At 61.8% G+C, this 21,495-nt stretch carries 23 protein-coding genes; 19 read left to right on the forward strand and 4 right to left on the reverse strand.

Annotated elements, in window-relative coordinates; translation table 11 throughout:
• The first annotated feature begins 58 nt into the window (after positions 1-58).
• The 10 genes from acpP to K8B33_RS01340 all read left to right on the forward strand — a co-directional run bounded on the left by acpP (position 59) and on the right by K8B33_RS01340 (position 9,887).
• Entirely contained in the window at positions 59-292 is a 234-nt protein-coding gene (gene acpP, locus K8B33_RS01295; protein ID WP_223422427.1) for an acyl carrier protein, read from the forward strand.
• A gap of 89 nt (positions 293-381) precedes the next feature.
• Positions 382-1,620: a beta-ketoacyl-ACP synthase II gene (fabF, locus tag K8B33_RS01300; RefSeq protein WP_223422430.1), complete on the forward strand. Its 1,239-nt coding sequence runs from the start codon at positions 382-384 to the stop codon at positions 1,618-1,620.
• Positions 1,617-2,444 carry an aminodeoxychorismate lyase gene (gene pabC, locus K8B33_RS01305; RefSeq protein ID WP_223422433.1) on the forward strand — a complete coding sequence of 276 codons (828 nt, stop codon included), beginning with the start codon at positions 1,617-1,619 and terminating at the stop codon, positions 2,442-2,444. Before fabF ends, pabC begins: the two co-directional genes overlap by 4 nt.
• The gene (gene mltG, locus K8B33_RS01310; protein WP_223422435.1) at positions 2,441-3,535 is read left to right on the forward strand and encodes an endolytic transglycosylase MltG; all 1,095 of its coding nucleotides are present in this window, start codon (positions 2,441-2,443) and stop codon (positions 3,533-3,535) included. Before pabC ends, mltG begins: the two co-directional genes overlap by 4 nt.
• Positions 3,536-3,553: 18 nt before the next feature.
• Positions 3,554-4,192, forward strand: a complete 639-nt coding sequence (gene tmk, locus K8B33_RS01315; RefSeq protein ID WP_223422438.1) for a dTMP kinase — start codon at positions 3,554-3,556, stop codon at positions 4,190-4,192.
• Positions 4,185-5,198: a DNA polymerase III subunit delta' gene (locus K8B33_RS01320; RefSeq protein WP_223422440.1), complete on the forward strand. Its 1,014-nt coding sequence runs from the start codon at positions 4,185-4,187 to the stop codon at positions 5,196-5,198. The genes tmk and K8B33_RS01320 overlap by 8 nt, the downstream gene beginning before the upstream one ends.
• A gap of 174 nt (positions 5,199-5,372) precedes the next feature.
• On the forward strand, positions 5,373-5,720 hold the full coding sequence (locus K8B33_RS01325) for a PilZ domain-containing protein (RefSeq protein ID WP_223422442.1): 348 nt from the start codon (positions 5,373-5,375) through the stop codon (positions 5,718-5,720).
• Positions 5,721-5,749: 29 nt separating this feature from the next.
• Positions 5,750-6,577 carry a TatD family hydrolase gene (locus tag K8B33_RS01330; protein ID WP_223422445.1) on the forward strand — a complete coding sequence of 276 codons (828 nt, stop codon included), beginning with the start codon at positions 5,750-5,752 and terminating at the stop codon, positions 6,575-6,577.
• Entirely contained in the window at positions 6,574-7,947 is a 1,374-nt protein-coding gene (rmuC, locus tag K8B33_RS01335; RefSeq protein WP_223422447.1) for a DNA recombination protein RmuC, read from the forward strand. Before K8B33_RS01330 ends, rmuC begins: the two co-directional genes overlap by 4 nt.
• Before the next feature lie 287 nt (positions 7,948-8,234).
• Positions 8,235-9,887 (forward strand): S1 family peptidase, encoded by a 1,653-nt coding sequence (locus tag K8B33_RS01340; RefSeq protein WP_223422449.1) that lies wholly within the window; start codon positions 8,235-8,237, stop codon positions 9,885-9,887.
• Here K8B33_RS01340 and K8B33_RS01345 read toward each other — a convergent pair.
• Positions 9,862-10,767, reverse strand: coding sequence for a hypothetical protein (locus tag K8B33_RS01345; protein WP_223422451.1), 906 nt, complete (start codon positions 10,765-10,767; stop codon positions 9,862-9,864). The genes K8B33_RS01340 and K8B33_RS01345 overlap by 26 nt on opposite strands.
• Before the next feature lie 4 nt (positions 10,768-10,771).
• Positions 10,772-11,902 carry an aminotransferase class V-fold PLP-dependent enzyme gene (locus K8B33_RS01350; RefSeq protein WP_223422454.1) on the reverse strand — a complete coding sequence of 377 codons (1,131 nt, stop codon included), beginning with the start codon at positions 11,900-11,902 and terminating at the stop codon, positions 10,772-10,774.
• A gap of 182 nt (positions 11,903-12,084) precedes the next feature.
• On the opposite strand from K8B33_RS01350, the gene K8B33_RS01355 reads away from it, so the two are divergent.
• The 4 genes from K8B33_RS01355 to K8B33_RS01370 are packed head-to-tail and all read left to right on the forward strand — an operon-like array spanning position 12,085 to position 15,305.
• A complete protein-coding gene (locus K8B33_RS01355) occupies positions 12,085-12,753 on the forward strand; it encodes a TetR/AcrR family transcriptional regulator (RefSeq protein ID WP_223422456.1) in 669 nt (222 codons plus the stop codon).
• Positions 12,750-13,325, forward strand: a complete 576-nt coding sequence (locus tag K8B33_RS01360) for a DUF1285 domain-containing protein (protein ID WP_223422459.1) — start codon at positions 12,750-12,752, stop codon at positions 13,323-13,325. Before K8B33_RS01355 ends, K8B33_RS01360 begins: the two co-directional genes overlap by 4 nt.
• Before the next feature lie 5 nt (positions 13,326-13,330).
• On the forward strand, positions 13,331-14,404 hold the full coding sequence (locus K8B33_RS01365) for an alpha/beta hydrolase (protein WP_223422461.1): 1,074 nt from the start codon (positions 13,331-13,333) through the stop codon (positions 14,402-14,404).
• Positions 14,405-14,441: 37 nt separating this feature from the next.
• The gene (locus K8B33_RS01370) at positions 14,442-15,305 is read left to right on the forward strand and encodes a peroxiredoxin family protein (RefSeq protein ID WP_223422464.1); all 864 of its coding nucleotides are present in this window, start codon (positions 14,442-14,444) and stop codon (positions 15,303-15,305) included.
• A 48-nt stretch (positions 15,306-15,353) separates the two neighbouring features.
• On the opposite strand, the gene K8B33_RS01375 is transcribed toward K8B33_RS01370, so the two are convergent.
• Both K8B33_RS01375 and cobB read right to left on the reverse strand, forming a co-directional pair.
• On the reverse strand, positions 15,354-16,430 hold the full coding sequence (locus K8B33_RS01375; RefSeq protein WP_223422466.1) for a 3-deoxy-7-phosphoheptulonate synthase: 1,077 nt from the start codon (positions 16,428-16,430) through the stop codon (positions 15,354-15,356).
• Between the two features lie 102 nt (positions 16,431-16,532).
• Positions 16,533-17,309, reverse strand: a complete 777-nt coding sequence (gene cobB / locus K8B33_RS01380) for a Sir2 family NAD+-dependent deacetylase (RefSeq protein ID WP_223422468.1) — start codon at positions 17,307-17,309, stop codon at positions 16,533-16,535.
• 43 nt (positions 17,310-17,352) lie between these two features.
• On the opposite strand from cobB, the gene K8B33_RS01385 reads away from it, so the two are divergent.
• The 5 genes from K8B33_RS01385 (at position 17,353) to K8B33_RS01405 (ending at position 21,442) form a co-directional block, all read left to right on the forward strand.
• A complete protein-coding gene (locus K8B33_RS01385; protein WP_223422471.1) occupies positions 17,353-17,733 on the forward strand; it encodes a hypothetical protein in 381 nt (126 codons plus the stop codon).
• A gap of 19 nt (positions 17,734-17,752) precedes the next feature.
• Positions 17,753-19,291, forward strand: a complete 1,539-nt coding sequence (locus tag K8B33_RS01390; protein WP_223422474.1) for a bifunctional GNAT family N-acetyltransferase/carbon-nitrogen hydrolase family protein — start codon at positions 17,753-17,755, stop codon at positions 19,289-19,291.
• 104 nt (positions 19,292-19,395) lie between these two features.
• Complete coding sequence (locus K8B33_RS01395; RefSeq protein WP_223422476.1) at positions 19,396-19,761, forward strand: DUF1428 domain-containing protein; 366 nt, start codon at positions 19,396-19,398, stop codon at positions 19,759-19,761.
• A gap of 77 nt (positions 19,762-19,838) precedes the next feature.
• Positions 19,839-20,714, forward strand: coding sequence for a putative RNA methyltransferase (locus tag K8B33_RS01400; RefSeq protein WP_223422478.1), 876 nt, complete (start codon positions 19,839-19,841; stop codon positions 20,712-20,714).
• 89 nt (positions 20,715-20,803) lie between these two features.
• Complete coding sequence (locus K8B33_RS01405) at positions 20,804-21,442, forward strand: MBL fold metallo-hydrolase (RefSeq protein WP_223422481.1); 639 nt, start codon at positions 20,804-20,806, stop codon at positions 21,440-21,442.
• The last annotated feature ends 53 nt before the right edge of the window (positions 21,443-21,495 follow it).

The raw sequence follows: 21,495 nt of genomic DNA on the forward strand, positions 1-21,495 counted from the left end.
TTCCCCTAGAATAGCCGCCTGAGGTGTTGAGACACCACAACAGGAGAGAGTTAGTATCATGAGCAGCATTGAAGATCGCGTCACCAAAATCATCGTGGAACAGCTGGGTGTGAAGCCGGAAGACGTCAAGCTGGAAGCTTCCTTTGTCGAAGACCTGGGCGCCGACTCGCTGGATACCGTCGAACTGGTGATGGCTCTCGAAGAGGAATTCGAAACTGAAATCCCCGACGAGGAAGCTGAGAAGATCAGCACCGTTCAGGCTGCCATCGATTACGTCAAAGGCCACGCCTGATCCGGCTCTGGCCTGATCAAGAAAGCCGCAGGTTCAGCGCTCTGGACTTGCGGTTTTTTTTTGCTGACTGAGGACTGGAGGAAGAGGCAGTGACAAGACGTCGTGTAGTTGTCACCGGCATGGGAATGCTCAGTCCGTTGGGGACTGACGTCGCGTCCACGTGGAAGCGCCTGGTGGCTGGCGAGAGCGGTATCCGCAGTATCACGCATTTTGATACGGAGCGGTTTTCCACGCGCTTTGCCGGGCTGGTCCCGGAGTTCGACGTAGCGGATTTCTTTCCCGCCAAGGATGCGCGCAAGATGGACGGCTTCATGCAGTACGGCATGGTGGCCGCAGTACAGGCAATCCGGGATGCCGGGCTGACCGATGCTGAAAAGGATGCTGATCTTATCGGCGTGGCCATCGGCTCGGGCATCGGCGGTCTGGGGACCATTGAAGAGAATCATCAGAAGCTGCTCGACGGCGGCGCACGCAAGATATCGCCGTTCTTCGTACCGGGCAGCATCATCAATATGGTCGCGGGTAATCTGTCGATCATGTACGGCTACCGCGGCCCCAATTTTGCCACGGTAACGGCCTGCACCAGCGGTACCCACTGCATCGGTTTCGCTGCCCAGCAGATCATGCTGGGCACGGCAGATGTAATGATCGCCGGCGGTGCCGAGAAGGGCTGCTCTCCCCTGGGCATGGGCGGTTTCGGCGCAGCGCGGGCGCTTTCGACGCGCAACGAAGATCCTCAGGGCGCGAGTCGGCCCTGGGACCGTGACCGCGATGGCTTTGTGCTGGCCGATGGCGCGGGTATTGTGGTGCTTGAAGAATATGAGCGTGCCAGAGCCCGTGGTGCACATATTTACGCCGAGTTGGTCGGTTATGGCATGAGCGGTGACGCTTTCCATATCACGGCACCACCGGAAGATGGTGCGGGTGCTGCGCGCGCCATGACCAATGCCCTGCGGGATGCCGGTGTCAATCCGGACGAGGTCGCTTACATCAATGCCCATGGCACCTCCACCAAAGCGGGCGATCTGGCGGAAGCGCATGCCATTCGTAACGTGTTTGGCGCGCATGCGGATGCATTGGCTGTGAGCTCGACCAAATCCATGGTGGGCCATTTGCTTGGCGCAGCCGGTGCGGTCGAGGCAATCTTCACCCTGTTGGCCATGCGTGATGGTGTGGCGCCGCCCACCATCAACCTGGACAACCCGGATCAGGATTGCGACCTCAACTTCGTTCCCCACACTGCTCAGCAGCGTGATATTCCGGTCGCGTTGTCGAACTCCTTCGGTTTTGGTGGCACCAACGGTTCGCTGGTGTTTCGCCGCCTGTGACACTGCTATGGCAGTCACTGCCGGCGGATGACCGGGGCCTGGCATACGGGGATGGCTGTTTCGAGACTGTGCGTCTGGTCGCCGATTCAGCGCCCCTCTGGCCCCGTCATCGTGCCCGCATGCTGGCGGGGGCAGAGCGCCTGGGTATCGCCACCAGCGCTGATGCGCTGGACCAGGCGCTGAGGGAAGCGCTGGTGCAGCACGCACGACAGCTGCAGCAGGGTGGAAGTCCTCACGCCGTTTTCAAGCTGATCCTGACCCGCGGCAGTGGTGGGCGGGGCTATGCCTGGCCAACACCGGCAACGCCGCGCCTGCTGGCCAGCCTGCACGCATTGCCGTTGCGACCTGCCAGCGAATACCGGGAGGGATTGCGCATCGGTCTGTGCCAGCAGCGCCTGGCGCTGCAACCCGCTTTCGCAGGCCTCAAGCATCTGAACCGGCTTGAGCAGGTCATGGCGCGCGGCGAAGTGCAGCGTGCCGGTTGGCAGGAGGGCCTGATGTGTGACATGCAAGGCCTCCCGATTGAACTCACCAGCATGAACCTGTTTGCGCGCTTCGGTGAACGCCTGTGGACACCTGATCTGGCCCAGTGCGGTGTGGCGGGCGTAGCGCGCAGCGTGATCATCGAAAAACTCGCGGTTGATCAGGGGCTTGACGTGGATATCCATGCGCGGCCATTGTCACAACTTGAGTCCGCCGATGAAGTTTTTGCCTGCAACAGTGTTGCCGGAATTCTGCCGGTCCGTACACTGATGGATCGATCATGGCCGGTGGGGGATCTTACCCTGGCTTTACAGGCACGCCTGGAACAACTATTCGAATGAAAAAACGCCATACGAAGTATTTTGTCCTGTTGATATTCGTGCCGCTGCTGCTGGTGCCACTGGCCTTTACCTGGCTGGCCGGGCATATGCACCGGCCTCTTTTGCTGGATGAGGAATACATCCTGGATGTGCCTCGCGGTGGCTCATTGCATGGCGTCATCCGGCACCTTGCCGGGCGAGGCATGCTGGGTGATCCGGCCGAGGCACGATTGCGGCAGCTCAGCGTGCGCGTCTATGCCCTGACCAATGATGATGCGCGGCGTATCCATCGCGGTGAATATCGCATCAAGCCGGGTGAGAATCTGGTGTCCCTGCTCGACAAGCTGGAGCAGGGCGACGTGATACAACACCCTTTCGTCATCATCGAGGGCACCCACTTTCGTGAGATGCGTGCCCAACTGGCCATGGCCGCCGGATTGCAGGCGCTGACAACGGACATGAGCGACGCGGATATCATGGCGGAGCTGGGCGCGCCGGACCGTCACCCGGAGGGCTGGTTTGCGCCGGATACCTATTTCTACACCCGCGGCGAAACAGACCTGGCGCTGATGCGCCGGGCCTATGCGCGTCAGCAGCGCATTCTGGATGAGGCCTGGGCCGCCAGGGATGCCGATTTGCCGTATGGGGACGCCTATGATGCATTGATCATGGCGTCCATCGTTGAACGTGAAACCGGCGTCCCCGAGGAACGTGGCAAGATCGCCGGTGTGTTCGTGCAGCGGCTGGAAAAAGGCATGCGCCTGCAGACAGACCCTACCGTCATTTATGGTATGGGGGAGCGCTACGAAGGGCGTATTCGTCGCGTCGATCTGCGTGAGCCCACGCCCTACAACACCTATGTGATTCGCGGGATGCCGCCGACACCGATTGCCATGCCAGGCGCGGCGGCGATTCGTGCCGCGGTCAATCCGGAGCGCAGCGAAGCCCTGTTCTTTGTGGCCCGGGGCGATGGCTCGCATCAGTTTTCCGCTACACTGGAAGAGCACAATGCGGCAGTGCGACGTTACCAGCTGAATCGCCGGGAGGGTTATCGCTCATCGCCGGCACCGCAGGCTCCGGTTGAGGCCCCGGCCGAGACTGAGACCCCCTAGATTCATTCAGAGACATTTATGACGCAAGCAGCGGGGCGGTTCATCACCTTTGAGGGCGTGGAAGGCGCGGGCAAGTCCAGCAATCTGGGCTGGGCTGCCGAGCTGCTGCGTGCCGAGGGTATCGAGGTCACCATTACCCGCGAACCCGGCGGCACGCCGCTGGCGGAAGCCCTGCGGGATCTGCTGCTTGCCCCCCATGAAGAGCCCGTGGCCCCCGATACCGAACTGCTGTTGATCTTTGCCGCCCGCGCCCAGCATCTCCAGCAGGTGATACGGCCCGCGCTGGCCGCCGGCAAATGGGTGTTGTGTGATCGCTTTACCGATGCCACCTATGCCTATCAGGGCGGCGGGCGCGGTCTGCCGGTGGATCATATCGCTGCGCTGGAAACGCTGGTGCAAGGCGATTTGCGCCCGGATGCGACCTTCCTGTTCGACATCGATGTGTTGACCGGGCTGTCGCGGGCCGGCAAGCGTGGCAAGCTGGATCGTTTCGAGCAGGAGGAGCGTGCGTTCTTCGAACGCATCCGCGAGAGTTATATGCGACGTGCTGCGGATGATCCCACACGGTTTCGCCTGATCGATGCTGGCGCGCCACTGGATGAAGTACGCATGCAGGTACAGGCACTGATTGCTGAGCAGGTGAGCGCCCGTGGCTGAGGCCGTTGCCGCCATCCAGGCGCCGTGCCCCTGGCACCGGGATACGTTGAATCAGCTGCTGAGTCGCCGTGAGGCCGGGCGCTTGCCCCACGCCTTGCTGTTCAGCGGTCCGGCGGGGATTGGCAAGGAGCGCCTGGCGTTGGCGTTGTTGCAAGTCCTGTTATGCGAATCCCCCCGTGGCGGTATTGCCTGTGGTCGCTGTCACGGTTGTCACATGACGACCGGCGGCACCCATCCGGACATGTGTCTGACGGAGCCGGCGGAAGCGGGCAAGGCCATCCGCATCGACCAGATTCGCGAGTTGGTGGAATTCGCCAGCCGCACGCCGCAATACGGCGGTCATCGGGTTGCGCTGGTGCGCCCGGCACAGGCCATGAACCGTAATGCCCAGAATGCACTGCTCAAGACCCTCGAAGAGCCTGGCAGCAATACCTTGCTGATTCTCGTATGTGACCAGGTCAGCGCCTTGCTGCCCACGGTGCGCAGCCGTTGCCAGCAGCAGCTGCTGACACCGCCCCCGCTGTCGGTGTCCGAACCCTGGGTTGCCGGGCAACTGGCGGTACCGGAGCGGGCGGCGCCATTACTGGCCGCCGCCGGTGGCGCACCGCTGCGTGCGGTGGCGCTGGAGCAGGCCGACTGGTTCGCAGAGCGGGCCGCGCTGGTCCAGGCGCTGGCACGACTGGCATCCGGGCAGGCCAGTGCGGTGGTGATCGCTCGGCAGTTTGCCGGCTATGATACGCTGGCGCTACTGGAGGCCTGTTATGGCTGGACGCGCCAGGCGTTGCGACTCAGCCAGGGCGCCACCCATGTCACGGATCCCGAGCTTGCCAATGCCATGCAGCATCTGGCCCGCGTCTCCCCGATTGTATTGCTGCAATTCGCCCAGGCGCTGTCCCGCGCCCGGCGGCTGTTTGTCTCGGGCGCGAACCCGAACAAGGAGCTGTTGCTGGAGCAGTTGCTGTTGGTGCTGACGGGTGCAGGCCCTCGGAACGCCTTGTCAGCCTGACCTGTCAGCCTGAGGCGGCGCGCGCTGGCCGGTACCCGCCGGTGACGGTTGACGCTGTCCCGGTGGGCTTCTAATCTTCACTGTCTGGTCTCTAGCGACAATAATGATGGCACAGCGCAGTATTGATCGCGGTGTTGTGACGACAAAGCAGTTTATTTATCGGGGTTGCTGTTCATGAAAATGCCAGGCGGTCGTAGTGGTATCCTGTCTCTGACCATCAAGGACAAGGCCGTCCTGTATTCCGCCTATATGCCGTTCATCAGGCATGGCGGGTTGTTTATTCCCACCAGCAAGCACTACAAGCTGGGCGAAGAAATCTTTCTGCTGCTGAGCCTGATGGAGGAGTCAGAAAAGATTCCGGTAGCGGGCAAGGTGATCTGGATTACACCGGCAGGCGCGCAGGGTAACCGGGCGGCAGGTATCGGTGTGCAATTTTCCGATCAGGATGACACGGCGCGGCGCACCATTGAAAACTATCTCGCGGGCTCACTTGAATCCGATCGCCCGACGCATACCATGTGACAGCTTGATCGCCAGCAACAGGTTTCCTTATGACGCAGCCGTCACCGGCGCGGGCAGAGCCGCTGCCCCTTGTCGATTCCCATTGCCACCTGGATCGCCTTGATCTGACCGCGCACCACGGCGATCTGGGTGCCGCGCTGCGTGCCGCTGAGGCGGCCGGCGTGGGGCATATGCTTTGCATCGGTGTGGATCTGGAAACATTCCCCGACGTACTGGCCCTCGCAGAGCAGTGGCCGCAAGTGTTTGCCACTGTGGGCGTACATCCCCTGTACCGGAAATCACGCGCCGCCACCCTCGATGAATTGATTCAGCATGCCGCGCATCCGAAGGTGGTTGCGATTGGCGAAACAGGCCTGGATTATTTTTACGCCGGTGACGATCCGAGTTGGCAGCACACACGGTTCATTACCCATATTCAGGCTGCGCGGGCCACCGGCCTGCCGCTGGTGGTGCATACCCGGGATGCCCGGGAAGACACGCTGGCACTGGTTCGTGAGCACGGTGGCGCAGAGGTGCGCGGTGTGCTGCATTGCTTTACCGAGAATCTGGCCATGGCAGAGGCTGCCATCGACATGGGCTTCATGATCTCGATTTCCGGCATTGTCACCTTCAATAACGCGGCGGATCTGCGTGAGGTGGTGCGAGCGTTGCCGGTGGAGTCCCTGCTGATCGAAACTGATTCCCCCTGGTTGGCGCCGGTGCCTTATCGCGGCAAGCCCAACGAGCCGCGCCATGTGGCCGAGGTGGCCCGGTGTGTGGCTGACCTGAAAGGTATGAGCGTGGCAGACCTGGCCGCCCAGACCCGCGCCAATTTCTTCAGCCTGTTCAGCAAGGCGGTCCCGGTGGAGGCATCATGAACGGTGTGATGGTGCTGTTGATGGTCGTCCTGTCCCTGCTGCTGGTGGCCGTGGTGGCGCTGCTCTGGCGTCTGCGCAATGCCGGCCTGAAGGCAACCGGTTTGCGAGAGCAGATGCTGGCTGCCGAGGTAGAATCCCGCGCCGGTCACCAGGCGCGACAGTCGCTGGAGCAGCGCCTGCATGACCGGGACCAGGAACTGCGGGATGCCCAGGAGCGGATTGCCGGGTTGCGTGCGGAACAGGCGCGCATGGAAGAGCGCCATCAGGGGCAGCAGGAGAAGCTGGCATGGCTGGAACAGAGCCGGGAACAGCTGAAACAGGAATTCGAGCAACTGTCGGCGAAGATATTCGAGAATCGCAGCAAGCAACTGCAAGAGCAGAACCGTACCGGGCTGGATGATCTGCTCAAGCCGTTCCGGGAGCAGCTCGCAGACTTTCGTCGCCGCGTGGACCACATCCACAGCGAAGACAACCGCTTGCAGGCGACGCTGGGCGAGCAGATCCGCGGCTTGCACCAGCTGAATCAGCAGATGCATGAAGATGCGCGCAACCTGACCAATGCCCTGAAGGGCCAGAACAAGGTGCAGGGCAACTGGGGCGAGATGATCCTGGAGCGCATCCTCGAGGAATCCGGCCTCACCAAGGGGCGTGAATATGACACCCAGGTGTCTCTGACCGGTGACGAAGGTGAGCGCCGGCAGCCTGATGTGATCGTGCATCTCCCCGATCAGAAAGACGTGATCATCGACAGCAAGGTCTCGCTGGTGGCGTACGAGCGCTTTTGCAGTGTGGAGGATGACGGCGAGCGGCAGCAGGCCCTGGACCAGCACATCCTGTCCTTGCGCAGCCATATCCGTGCGCTCAGCGAAAAACGCTATGAAGGGCTCAACGGCGTGCGGACGCTGGACTTCGTGCTGCTGTTCATCCCTGTCGAGGCGGCGTTCCTGAGCGCCATCGAGCGCCAGCCTGGCCTGTACAACGAGGCGTACAGCCGCAATATCGTGCTGGTCAGCCCGACCACCTTGCTGGTGACGCTGCGCACGATCAACAACATCTGGCGTTACGAGTACCAGAATCGCCATGCCATCAGCATCGCCGAGCGCGCGGGGCGCATCTGTGACCAGATTGCCCTGCTGGAGGAAGCATTCAGGGAGGTCGGCGACCGGCTGGGCAAGGCGCAGGTTGCCTGGGATACCAGCTACAAGCGCTTGACCGAGGGCCGTGGCAACCTGCTGCGTCAGGCGCACCAGCTGCGCGACCTGGGCGCCAAGGCCCGCAAGGAGCTGCCAGCGCCTGCTGACGATGATGACGATGACAGAGACCCTGGTACTGACAATGAGGCGCCGAGCGGGGAGGGCGCTGACGACTGATCCCCCGGATACTGCCCCCCGGAGATTCTGCCTCCACCCCTGTTCTGCATATTCCTGCCTGCACATTCCCTGTGCCTCGACGCGAATCTCCTCTCCTGTAAAGACCTGGCGGTGCCTGCCCGACGACGCTGCCCGGCCTCCAAATGTAACGTTATTTTTACAAAGTGTTGCCTGTGTCCTGTTCGTGTAACCAAGCAGGTCACAAAATGAGCAATTCGCACTACCGAAAGGTCATCTGATAAGCCAAAGTCACTACCTACATTATAAAAATATAGGTAGAACTACTTATGCTTCGTAAGCTGGGCTTTGGGCTGGTCATGGCATCTTGCCTGATCAGCCAGGGGGTAGCGGGGGACGAAGCACAGGCCAGAATCATTGGTGGTACGGAAACAACGCAAGGCAAATGGCCCTGGATGGCCGCAGTGAATTTTGTGACCGGTGCTGACAACGAGAACCGATCCCTGATTTGTGGCGGTACCCTGATTGCACCGCGCTGGGTGCTGACGGCGGCGCACTGTGTCACGACCAACCAGGAGCTGCAGTACAACGCGCAGAACCTGCTGGTTGTTGTCGGCAGCATCCATCGAGACGGCAGCGGCGGCGAACAACGCCCCGTCAGCGCCATCTACGTTCATCCGGAGTACAGCCGGACCTCCCTGCATAACGACATTGCCCTGTTGCGGCTGTCTCAACCGGTCAGCGCGCGGCCCGTCAACCTGGCCGGTCCTGACGCGCATCGCTACCTGACCCGGGCGGGCCGCCAGGAGCTGTTTACTGCCATGGGCTGGGGGCGCACCAAGGCGCATGATCCGAGCAGTGGTGCCAAGCTGCTGCAGGAGGTTGCGCTGGACTATGTGCCGGGCAGTCAGTGCAGCCAGACCTGGCGTAACCTCACGGATCATCAGATCTGCGCGGGCAGCAACACGGTCAGGGATACCTGCAACGGCGACAGTGGTGGCCCGCTGATCATGTATCACGAGGGGCAACACTGGTTGATGGGCGTGACCAGCTACGGGAGTGCCGACTGCGGCACACCAGGCGTGCCCGGGGTGTATACCGCCGCCGCCAGCTACACCGGGTGGATGGAGCGTACTGCTTACGCCAGCCTGGTGGACCTGGCCTCTGCCAGTCGCGCCAGCGAGACGGCGGGCCGTCGCCATACACGGCGTGTGCTGACCAGCGATATCGTCAATCAAAGTGCGGTGACCCAGGCCTCAGCCGTGGGCTGGCGCCTGCGTGGCGATCGGCCGATTTCCGTGCGCAGCCTGGATGGCCTGTATTGTGTGGCGCGTGGACCGAACGAAGCCGAGTGTCGTAATGCGGGTAATGTCCCGGTCGGGCAACAGATCAGCGCGCGCAGTTTCGAGATCAGTTATGACGGCTATCAGGACGCAGACGTCAGCGTAGACATCACGCCGCTGGCGAGTGAGCACAATTATCGCGAGCGGGGCAACGATACGCTCAGCCTGCGCTTCTCCGATCAGCCTGATCTGTCACTGCACCTGACCCGCCAGCCCTTGCGCCAGGATGGCTTGCTGGGCGGGCGGGTGCAGCTGCAGGTGGGCAATGATGCACCGGATGTCAGCGCGGATGAGGCGGTACTGCGCATATTCCTCCCCGCTGGTGCCCGCATTACCAACCTGGCTGAGGCCGGTTGTGTGGACCGTTATCCGGTCGAGTGCCCGTTGGGCACATTGCTGGCCGGTCAGGACAGCAGCCGCAGCCTTGATATTCTGGGCAGCAATGCAACGGACAGCGTGCGTTTCGACGTGGCGGCCCGTAACGGGAATTTCCCGGCCACGGCGTCTGCGCGGCAGGTAACGCTGGGTGAACTGGCGGCATCAACGGGCGGCAGCAGTGGCGGCGGTGGCGGCAGTATCGGGGCTGGTGTACTGATGCTGGCAGGTTTGCTGATCAGGCGTCGTGCTCGGATGTGCTGAGCGCTGTCTTTCCCTTTCCTTCCTGAATTCCCTCCTCCAGCGCATTCACGCGACCTTTCCAGGGCAGCAGGCGTAGCTTGCGTTCGTCGTTATGATCCACGAACGGGTACTTCACGATATCGAAGTAGGGTGAGTGGTCGAAATCTGCCGGAAAAAAGATTTGTGGGTGGCGGCGGTACAGGCGTGAGACATCGCTTTCCGTGCGTTTGACCAGCGGCAGGATCGGGAACTGGATAAACGAGAAGGCATCACCGACGGTGCTGCCGGTCAGGGCGCGCAGGGTACGTCCCGCCAACCGGGCAAACAGACCCGTACGCCAATGTCGGGGCAACAAGCCCCAGGGGAGCAGGAGGGCGAGGGCATCACTCGAGGACAAGGGGCGGTGAGTGCCCAGTCGGCTGAGCGCGTAACGGATGACGGCTTGCGGGTCCTCGCCGCCCAGTCCGCGGGGGCGGCAGATGCGCACGTGTTCCGGCGCCATTGCAGCCAGCGGCATCAGTACCAGACCACGCGCCGGATCGGCCATGAGCACCAGCTGCGTGTCCGGCTCGCAGGCCAGATACTCTGTGGCGGTGGCGCGCAGCGACGGATCGCGGATGTCGTGCAAGCGGCCCAGATACAGCCCTGCCCGTGACCAGCGGCTGTCGGTCACACGTCGCAGCCGCGCATCAAGCCGGGTTGCGCCGTCGATCAGCAGCACATCACAGGGCTGCAGCAGGTGTCGCATGCGGTCGATATCGCAAAGCTTCAGCGCCGGACGCGGTCGCTCGGCCTGCAGCCATCGGCGCAGGGACGGGGCGCCGTCTTGTTCCTGGGCTATGGACTGCTGGAGCATGGATTGCCGGGTCATGGATTGCGGGCTGCTGTGGTCATTGGACATGGCGTCAGTCTAGCAGCAATGCCAACGCATGATCCATGACCGGGTAGTCAGTATAGAAGTGCGGTGACAGACGAATGCCGCCGCCGCGCATGGCGCAGACCACGCCGGCCTCCCGCAGACGATTGAAGCAGGGCACCAGCGCCTCGTCCGGACGCCAGGTGACGATACCCGCGCGTCGCGCCGGATCTGCCGGGCTGATCATCTGCCCGCGGCCGGCGTTGCGCAGTGCCTTGTCCAGATAGGCTGTGCGGGCAGCCAGCTGGTTACCGACCTCCTGCAACCCGACTTCCAGCAACAGGGAGACACTTGCCGACAGGGCGTGGGCGGCCAGCATGTTGGGGCTGCCGCACTCGAAACGTCGTGCCGTGCGGGCGATTTCCCAGTCGTGCCGGTCGTAGTTGCCGGCGTCTTCCACCATATGCCAGCCAAACTGATGCAGGGTCAGGCGTTCACGCAGAGCGGGCGCGCAGTAGAACACGGCCAGACCCTCGGGACCGAGCATCCATTTGTGACCGTCAGCGACCACCACGTCGGCCTGGATCGCCTGAAGATCAAAGACACAGGTGCCAATGCTCTGGATGGCGTCAACGCAGAAGAGGATGTCGGCGTCCCGGCAGGCCTGGCCCAGTGTCAGCAGGTCCAGGGTCAGGCCTGTGCCGTATTGCACTGAACTGACCGACATCAGCCGGGTGCGGGGTGTGATGGCGTCCGCCAGTGCCTGTTCTGGCGCCGGGCCACTGATGTCGACTTCACGCAGCAACACGCCACGGCTGGCGAGGGCCTGCCAGGGAATGCGATTGGAGGGAAACTCCTGATCCGTGATGATGATCTCGTCGCCGGCGCGCCAGTCCAGTCCACTGGCCAACACGGACAAGCCTTCAGACGTGTTCTTGAGGAGCGCGATGTCATCCGGTGATGGTGCGTTGATCAGCGTGCATAGCTGGCGTCGAAGTGTGTCTTCCATGGCCTGCCAGCGTGGATAGTGTCGGGCGCCGCGGGTCACGTTTTCCCGGGCAAACAGTGTCACAGCGTCCAGCGTGCGGCGCGGCCAGGGCGCTACCGCCGCGTGATTCAGGTAAAACGTATCCGGGTCCTGCGGGAATTCGTCGGCAGACAGAGTGACAGACAGCGTCATGGGGCAGCCTCGTTGCGATTCATGATGGTTGGCGTATCATTCGCGCGACCGTTCAGGGGATTCTGGGCGGTATTCGCGGTGACCACAATGTTCTGACGCCATGCAGCGCCTCGCGACGCGTGACGCTGCGGCTTTGCCCGTTGCCGGGCGGTGGGCTAGACTGCTCTGGCGTGGGCGCTGTCATGCGCGGCACGTTGGGCAACTGGAGAGAAAGCGGGATGGGCGATCTGGAAAAGGCGGCGCGCAAGGCGCAGGAGTTTCGTCAGCGTGAAAGGGAAATCCTGGACGCGGCACTGGCGTTGTTTCTTGAGCAGGGCGAAGACCGTGTGACGGTGGAAATGATCGCGGATCGTGTCGGCATCGGCAAAGGCACTATCTACAAGCATTTTGAAACCAAGAACGAAATCTATCTGCTGCTGATGATTCGCTACGAGGAAGCACTGGCGGACCTGTTCCGGGAGATCGGTCACTCTCAGGACAAGGAGCGTCTGGCGCGGGAGTACTTTCGCTTCCGGATCAGCGATCCCAGTCGCTACCAGTTGTTCGACCGGCTTGAGCACAAGGTGATCAAGGATCATGCGGTTCCCGAGCTGGTGGAGAAGCTGCACGCAATCCGTGCCGCCAACCTCGACAATCTCACCAGCGTGGTGGAGACGCGGATTCAGGAAGGCGCCCTGGAGGATGCCCCCGCCAGTTATCATATCGCTGCTGCCTGGGCGCTTGCTCACGGTGCAGTGGGGCTGATGGAGTCGCCGTTCTATCGCAAATTTATCGATGACAAGGAAGATTTTCTCGATTTCCTGATCAGCATCGGTATCCGCATGGGCAACAAGGGGCAACGCGGTAAATGAGTGACGACCGGCAGCCCGAGCAGATTCTCGCCATTATCGAACAGGCAGAGAAGGACGGGCAGGGGTTGCCGCCGGTACACAAATGGCACCCCGAGTACACCGCCGAGATCGACATGCGCATTGCCCGGGACGGCCGCTGGTACTATCAGGGCACCCCTATCAATCGACCCGCCATGGTGCGCCTCTTTTCGACGATATTGCGCCGGGAGGGTGACCGCTATTTTCTGGTCACGCCGGTGGAAAAGCTGGGCATTCAGGTCGAGGACGTGCCTTTTGTTGCCATCACGCTCGAGCTGCTCGCGGAGAAGGATGAGCCGTTACTGGCGTTTACCACCAATGTGGGCGCTACGGTCATTGCTGATGCCCGGCACCCGTTGCGTGTGGAAACGGACCCGGAAAGCGGGGAGCCAGCACCCTACTTGCTGGTTCGGGATAATCTGGAAGCATTGATTCACCGCAACGTGTTTTATCAACTGGTACAGAGCGCCCGGACGGAGTCCATTGACGGCAGCGACTGGCTGGTAGTGTCTAGCCGGGGCGAGCGTTTCCGCCTCGGCCCGCTGGAAGGCTGACGGCCATGAGCACGCGCGTGCCCGGACACGTGCCGGGACAGTCGGGACAGTCGGGACAAGAGACCGGGCAATCAGAACAACAGGTAGCCACAGAGTTTCATCCTGCGACAAGCTGGCAAGGGCGTGCTCTGGCGCGCGGAGCACGGCATCTCGTCAAGCCGCTGGTGTCCCGGGTGCGTCTGACCCCTCGCGTGATGCGGTTCTCCCAACTTGGTTTTGATACGGTGACGCTGGCCTTGCCAGTGCATGCGGATGTGCACATTGCACCGGCAAACGAAGGTGGTGTGCCAGGTGAATGGGTCATGGGCGGCCGCGATCTGATAGCGGGACGGGTGTTGCTCTATTGTCATGGCGGCGCCTACTTTTTCGGTTCGCCACGTTCGCACCGGGCACTCACCTGGCGTCTGAGCCGCGCCTGCCGGGCCCGGGTGCTGGCGCTGGATTACCGTCAGCCGCCCAAGTGGCGTTACCCGGCGCCGCTGGAAGATGCGGTAGCGGCTTACCGCAGTTTGTTGCAGCGCGGGTACCGCCCGGAAAACATTTTGCTCGGTGGCGATTCGGCCGGCGGCAACCTTGTTCTGGTGACGCTGATCCGCCTGCGCGAATTGGGGTTGCCCATGCCCGCCGCAGGTATTCTGATCAGCCCCTGGGCGGATCTGTCCGCCAGTGGTGTCAGCCTGACCGACAACGCGGATTATGATCCGTTGATTCCGGTGAACCTGTTGCGCTTCGTTGCCAAGACCTATTGTGCCGGGCATGACCCGCGCTCGCCGCTATTGTCACCGGCCTGGGCTGATCTCACCGGGTTACCGCCGCTGCTGGTGCAGGCCGGGAGTACCGAAGTATTGCGCAGTGATGCGGAAGCCGTGGTGGCACGCGCGCGAGACTGCGGTGTTGAATGTCGTTACCAGGTCTGGGAAAACATGATGCATGTCTTTCAGGCGCTGGCTGGCTGGTTGCCGGAAGCGTCTCTGGCGGTGCACGAAATCGGTGCCTTCGCCCGCGAGAGCGTGGCGCAGGCGGGGGGAGAAGTGACGCAAGTCGCAGGTGCGCGTCTGGTGCAGGGCAGTGACGCCTGAATCCGTGCGCGCACCGCCACAAGAAAAAGGAGTGACGATGGAGCGTCTCAAAGCCTGGTACATCAGTGTCTATTTGCTGGTCGCGTCGCTGGCCAGCCTGCATATCCTGCTGTTGCTTTCCCGCACCTGGCGGGTGGAGTGGGTGGGTGCGCTGATGGCGTGCTCGGCGTTTCCGGGATTTCTCATCTGGTTGTCGCTGCGTCGTCCGGCGCGGACGACAGCGCATCTGTTCGGGGTAACCTGCTTTGCCTGGCTGGGCACTTGCCTGGCCGTGTTTGGTACCTTGACCGCCAGTGATCCGGACGGCTGGCCGGTGCTGTTTGCATTGCCGCTCGGGCTGGGCGGTTTTCTGTTGTATCTGTTGTGGTACAGCCGGCTCAGCCAGCGCGGGCGGCAGCTGCAATTGTTGTCAACGCTGCCGGACGTCACGCTGTATGGTCTGGACGGCGCCCCGGTGACCAATCGCGATCTGTTGGGGAAACCTGTGGTATGGCTGTTTTTTCGGGGTAACTGGTGCCCGTTATGCGTGGCGCAGGTGCATGAAATAGCGGCGCATTACCGCCAGTTGAGTGAGCAAGGCGTCACGGTGGCGCTGGTGTCTCCCCAGCCGCTGGAGAAGACCCGCGCCCTGGCCCGGCGCTTCGATGTGCCGTTACTGTTTCTGCAAGACAGGGAAAATACTGCCGCAGAGACCCTGGGTATTGCACATCATGGTGGCGTGCCTGTGGGGCTCGGGCTGTTCGGTTATGGTCGGGATTCCGTGCTGCCGACGGTGCTGGTGACGAACGGGGAAGGGGAGATCATCTTTCTTGATCAGAGCGATAACTATCGGGTGCGGCCTGAACCTCAGACGTTCATGAAGGTGATTGAGCGGGAGCGCGCTCGCCGCGCAGGCCTTTGACGTCTGCGCTTGCCCCCGGCGGCTGGTTCGCCGGGGGCAAGGCGTGAGTCAGCCAGCTGTTCGCGCGGGCAGTACGTCGCGCAGTTTGTCCGCCATGCTGCGGATGGTCTCTTCGGTGGTCTCCCAGCCAATACAGCCATCCGTAACAGATACCCCATACTCGAGCTCGGACAGATCGGCCGGAATCTTCTGATTGCCCGGCTTCAGGTGAGACTCGACCATCAGACCGATGATGGACGTGTTGCCCTCGATGATCTGATTGGTAATGTTTTCCATGACCAGTGTCTGCAGGGACGGGTCCTTGTTCGAATTGGCGTGGCTGGCATCGACCATGATGTTGGTGGAGACACCGGCTTTCGCCAACGCCTGCTCTGCCAGCGATACGGACACCGAATCATAGTTGGGCTTGCCGCCGCCACCGCGCAGTACCACGTGGGCGTAGGGGTTGCCGCGGGTGACGGTGATGGCCACCTTGCCGTCGGTGTCGATACCGAGAAAACGGTGTGGATGCTTGACGCTGAGCATCGCGTTGATCGCCACATCCAGACCGCCATCGGTGCCATTCTTGAAGCCCACCGGGCTGGACAGACCGGATGACATCTCGCGATGGGTCTGGGACTCGGTGGTGCGGGCGCCAATCGCAGACCAGGTGATCAGGTCCTGCATGTACTGCGGTGTGATCGGGTCCAGTGCTTCGGTGGCGGTGGGCAGGCCCATTTCCGCCATGTCCAGCAGCAGTTTGCGGGCGATATGCAGACCGTCTTCGATCTTGAAGGTGTCATTCATGTAGGGGTCGTTGATCAGCCCTTTCCAGCCCACGGTGGTGCGCGGTTTTTCAAAGTACACGCGCTGCACCAGCACCAGGGTGTCGGACACTTCATCGGCCAGGGCTTTCAGGCGGCGGGCGTAGTCATGGGCGGCTTCCACATCATGGATGGAGCAGGGCCCGATCACCACGAACAGGCGGTGATCCTTGCGGTCCAGAATATCGCGAATGACGTCGCGGCCCTGGGCCACCGTATCGTGTGCCGTCTTCGAGAGTGGCAACTTCGCCTTCAGCGCCTTCGGTGTCACCAGCAGTGTCTGGGATTCGATATTGAGATCGTCAACCTGTGTTTCAACCATGATGGTCCGCTACCTGTGCCAAGCTGTTGGATGTTATGCGTAGAGCGAGCATGGCAGTCTAGCGGAATCAGTGCGCTGAAGAAACACGATGGCGCGGCGCTATCAGTCCTGTTGGCAGTCCTGCTGGCAGCCCCGCCGGCCGGGTCCACGGGCAGCATTCGCTGGAAGCGCGCCGAGCAGGGTCTCCACCCACGCAGGCACCAGCTCACTGGCCAGGCCCTCGCGATGCTCACGGAAAGCACTGCGCACGCGTGACGCCTCGAGATTCAGCTCCAGCGTGTGTGCGCCGGCACGGTTGGCCACTTCCACGAAGCCTGCGGCGGGATAGACATTGCCGGAGGTGCCGATGCTGATGAAGTGCTGACAGCGCTCCAGCGCCGTGTAAATGCGCTCCATTTCCAGCGGCATTTCGCCGAACCAGACAATGTGCGGGCGCAGGCAGCCGCTGTTCTGGCAACCCTGGCACCTGCTGTCGGGGCCCAGATCCTGGGCAGTGTCCTGCACATGGTCACATAGCCGGCAACGTGCCTTGAGCAGCTCGCCGTGCATGTGTACTACTCGCTGGCTGCCCGCGCGCTCATGCAGGTTGTCGATATTCTGCGTAACCAGCAGAAACCGCTCTCCCAGCGACCGTTCCAGCTGCGCCAGCGCGATATGCGCAGGGTTTGGACGTATTGCCGCGTCCAGCAGCTGCCGACGGCGCTCATTATAGAAACGTTGCACCAGCGGCGGGTCACGCAGGAAGGCCTCCGGCGTCGCCACGTCCTCCAGGCGGTGGTTTTCCCACAGCCCGTCAGCGCCCCGAAAGGTGCGGATGCCGGATTCGGCCGAGATGCCGGCCCCGGTCAGTATGACAATGTTTTCAATAGTTTCTGCCATGCCACCTCCTCATTCACGGCGCTGTGCCGCTATACTGTCGCCCATGAACGATACCATTATCCGCTTGCAGGAAACCTGCACCCTGGGAGACCGGGGCAACGTCAATCTGCTGTACTTCCATCACGAGATGGTGCTGATGATCAGTGCCGCTGCGGTGGGTCTTTACCGTAACCGTGCTGCGCTGGATGATCCGCTGGGTAACGGCGTGCTGGGTTATGAAGTGATTCCGCCCGGGATGGCGCCGGCCTGGCAGCCGGAGTGTGGCTTTGTGCGCGAACAGGCCTCGGGCTACGTTGGCCTGACCTCCGGCGCGGTGCTGTTCATCCGCCCGGACGGTGTGGCGCTTTACCCGGACGGCATGGCCGCACTGCGCAACCAGGCCATGCAGTGGCTGATACCCTACGAGCCCCGCCAATTGAACTGACAGATGCGAGGAAGTATCCATGGGTGAGGAAAGCACCAAACTGCGTCTTCGGCAATTGACCGAAGAGGACTATCCGGAGCTTGCAGCCCTGATGAACCTGGTCTACGCGGATATCGGCGGCGCCTGGCCGGAAGACACCGTGCGTACCCTGATGAAGATCTTCCCGGAAGGGCAGTTGTGCATCGAGGATAACGAAGAACTGGTGGCTGCCGCGCTGACGGTGCGGGTGAAGTATGACCGCTTTTCCAATCCGCATCGCTACGAAGACCTGATCACCGATGACAAGGTGCACTCCCACGACAAGGACGGTGACGCCCTGTATGGCCTGGATGTGTTCGTGCATCCCGGCTATCGCGGCTACCGCCTCGGCCGGCGTCTGTATGAAGCGCGCAAGGAACTCTGCCGCGATGAGAATTTGCGCGCCATCCTCGCCGGCGGCCGCCTTCCCGGCTATACCAACCATGCAGAGGAAATGTCGGTAACCGACTATATCGAGCAGGTGGAGCGGCAGAAGATCTATGACCCGATCCTGTCGTTCCAGCTGGCCAACGGTTTCGACGTCAAGCGCCTGCTCAAACGCTACCTGCCGGAAGACGAAGACTCCCGCGGCTACGCGACGCTGCTGGAATGGGACAATATCCTGTACGTGCCCGACGACCAGAACTTCTATGAAAGCAAGACCATGGTGCGGCTGGGCGTGGTGCAGCGCCGTATGCGTGCTGCCCGCTCGGTGGATGATCTGCTCAACCAGGTGGAATTCTTTGTTGATGCGCTGTCTGACTACCGCGCCGATTTTGCCGTATTGCCCGAGTTTTTCAGCGCGCCTTTGATGGGCCTGGAGCTGGACATGCCGTCGCTGGAAGCGATCCGCTTCCTGGCCAGCTTCACCCCGCAGATACGCGATGCCGTGTCCGAGCTGGCGGTGAGCTACAACATCAATGTGGTGGCGGGCTCCATGCCGCTGGTGGAGGACGGCAACGTCTACAATGTCGCCTACCTGTGCCGTCGTGACGGCACCATGGAAGAACAGCGCAAGATCCACATCACCCCGAGTGAGCGGCGTGACTGGGGCATCGAGGGCGGCGATCAGATTCAGGTGTTCGAAACGGATGCCGGGCGCGTCGGCATTCTTATCTGTTATGACGTGGAGTTCCCCGAGCTGGGCCGCATCCTGGCAGAGCAGGGGATGGAAATCCTGATCGTGCCATTCTGGACCGATACCAAGAACGGCTACCTGCGCGTGCGCCATTGCGCCCAGGCGCGTGCCATCGAGAACGAGTGCTACGTGGCCATTTCGGGCAGCGTCGGCAACCTGCCACGGGTGGATAACGTGGACATCCAGTACGCCCAGTCCGCGGTCTTCACCCCCAGCGATTTCTATTTCCCCCATGACGGCATCATCAGCGAAGCCGTACCGAATACCGAAATGCTGCTGTTTGCCGACGTCGACCTGGACAAGCTGAAACTGCTGCACACCGAAGGGTCGGTGACCAACCTCAAGGACCGGCGCCACGATATGTATCGCCTGAAATGGCGCAGCCAGATCGCACCGGAATGAATGTCGGGGCACCTGTCGAATAGCGCCTTTGTGAGACGACACAGGGAAGACGCGGCGTGTAGTGCGCTGTTATCTTCCCTGTACGACTCCCTGAGGAGAGAACCATGTCATATGTAGACGGATTTGTGGTCGCGGTGCCCACCGCAAACAAGGCGGTATTCCAGACCCACATTGATGAAGCAGGTGCGGTATTCATGGAGCATGGCGCCACCCAGTATGTGGAATGCTGGGGGGACGACGTGCCGGAGGGTGAAGTCACCTCCTTGCCCATGGCCGTCAAGTGCGAGCCCGGCGAAACGGTGGTCTTCTCCTGGATCATGTGGCCATCGAAGGCGGCGCGTGACACCGGCATGCAGAAAGCCATGGAAGATCCGCGCCTGCACCCCGACGTCAACCCGATGCCGTTTGATGGCAAGCGGATGATATTCGGAGGCTTCGTGCCGCTGATCAACCTCACAAAAGCCGGTTGAATCAGGCGGCGGATTTCAAGCAACGCGGCACCCTTGAACGTAACGAGGCACTGGCGGTGCCGCAGCGGATACCCTGGATGGCAATTACACCGTTTGACGCACTGGCCTGCCCACTGGATGGTAATCCGCTGCACTGTCAGGATGGCGTCTGGCGCTGTGCCGACGGGCACAGCTTCGATATTGCCCGCCAGGGGTACGTTAACCTGCTGCCGGTTCAGAACAAGCGCTCACGGGACCCCGGCGACAGCAAGGAAATGGTTGCCGCCCGGTCCCGATTTCTCGCTGCCGGCTTCTATGATCCCATTGCCGAGGCGGTCAACGCTGCGGTGTTGGGTGACATGGCGCCCGGGCAGCATGCCTGCTGTCTGGATGCCGGGTGCGGTGAAGGACATTACCTGCGAAGCCTGGCGAGTGCCGCCGGAGCCCGGCATCTGAGCTTGCTGGGGCTGGATATTTCGAAATGGGCCGTTCAGGCCGCCGCACGACGGGCGCTGACTGCGCACGGTGGATTGACCGCCGACAGTGGAGCGTCCCGCTGGGTGGTGGGCAGCAACGCCCGCCTGCCTGTGTTGTCCGGCACGCTGGATCAGGTGCTGTGCCTCTTCGGTTTTCCGGTTTACCCTGAATTTTCCCGTGTTCTGCGACCCGGTGGCATGTTGTTGCAGGTGGATGCCGGGCAGGATCATCTGCGCGAATTGCGGCAAGTCATCTATCCCAGCCTCAAGCCTGAACGGCCGCCTGAAGACACAGCGCCGCCGGGCTTTACGCTGCAGCACCAGCAACACCTTCGCTATCCACTGACACTGCGCACAGCGGATCTGGTTGCCGATCTTCTGGCAATGACCCCCCATCTTTACCGTGCCAGCCACGAGGGCCGTGCCCGGGCTGCCGCGCTGACCTCAATACGCGTCATCGTCGATGTGCGGCTGACGATGTTTCGCAGTGCAACCTGATGCGGACGTCTGGCTTTATCTGTCAGCTTGACCTCAACTAAAGTTAAGGTATTAGGCTGGGTTCTGTCCCGACACACACGGAGCAGAGCATGAAGCAGTTATTACCGGATCTTTGGCAGACGGAGGTTGAACGGCCCGCTCCCGGCCTGACCACGCAGGCGTATTTCCTCGTCCGTCCGCAGGGCAACATACTGTTCTATAACACCAGTCATGCCGCAGAGATTGAGCATATGGCCCGCCTCGGTGGCGTCCAGTACCAACTCCTGAGTCACCGGGATGAACTGGGCGAATCCCTGAACCTGTTCCATGAACGTTTTGGCACGGTGCTCGGTGGTCATGCTCGGGAGAGAGAGGATTTCGCGCAGTACCGAACGCCGGACATCCTGTTTTCCCGGCGCGAAACGTTCCGGGAAGCGGCGTTGAAGGACATTGAAGTGATTCCCACACCCGGCCACAGCCCGGGCAGCACCTGTTTTCTGGTGACAGGTGCGGCAGGCAAACGCTACCTGTTTACGGGCGACACGCTTTATCTCAGCCGCGGCGATATCTGGAAACCGGGCCTGCTACCGGGCAGTGATAAAGCCGCGCTTGTCGACAGCCTGAAAGTGTTGCAGACGCTGGCGCCGGACGCCGTGTTCTCCAGCGCCTTCGCCGGCCCCCGCAGTTATCAGCTGGCCCCGCCGGACTGGCACGGACACGTCGAGACAGCACTGGCAAGTCTCCTGTGATCTGGATACTTGCGCACCGGTTGCCTAAAGTAGCTGCATCAACGCGGCGAGTG

The organism is Alcanivorax limicola (genome assembly GCF_019931215.1).
GTDB classification, from domain to species: domain Bacteria; phylum Pseudomonadota; class Gammaproteobacteria; order Pseudomonadales; family Alcanivoracaceae; genus Isoalcanivorax; species Isoalcanivorax limicola.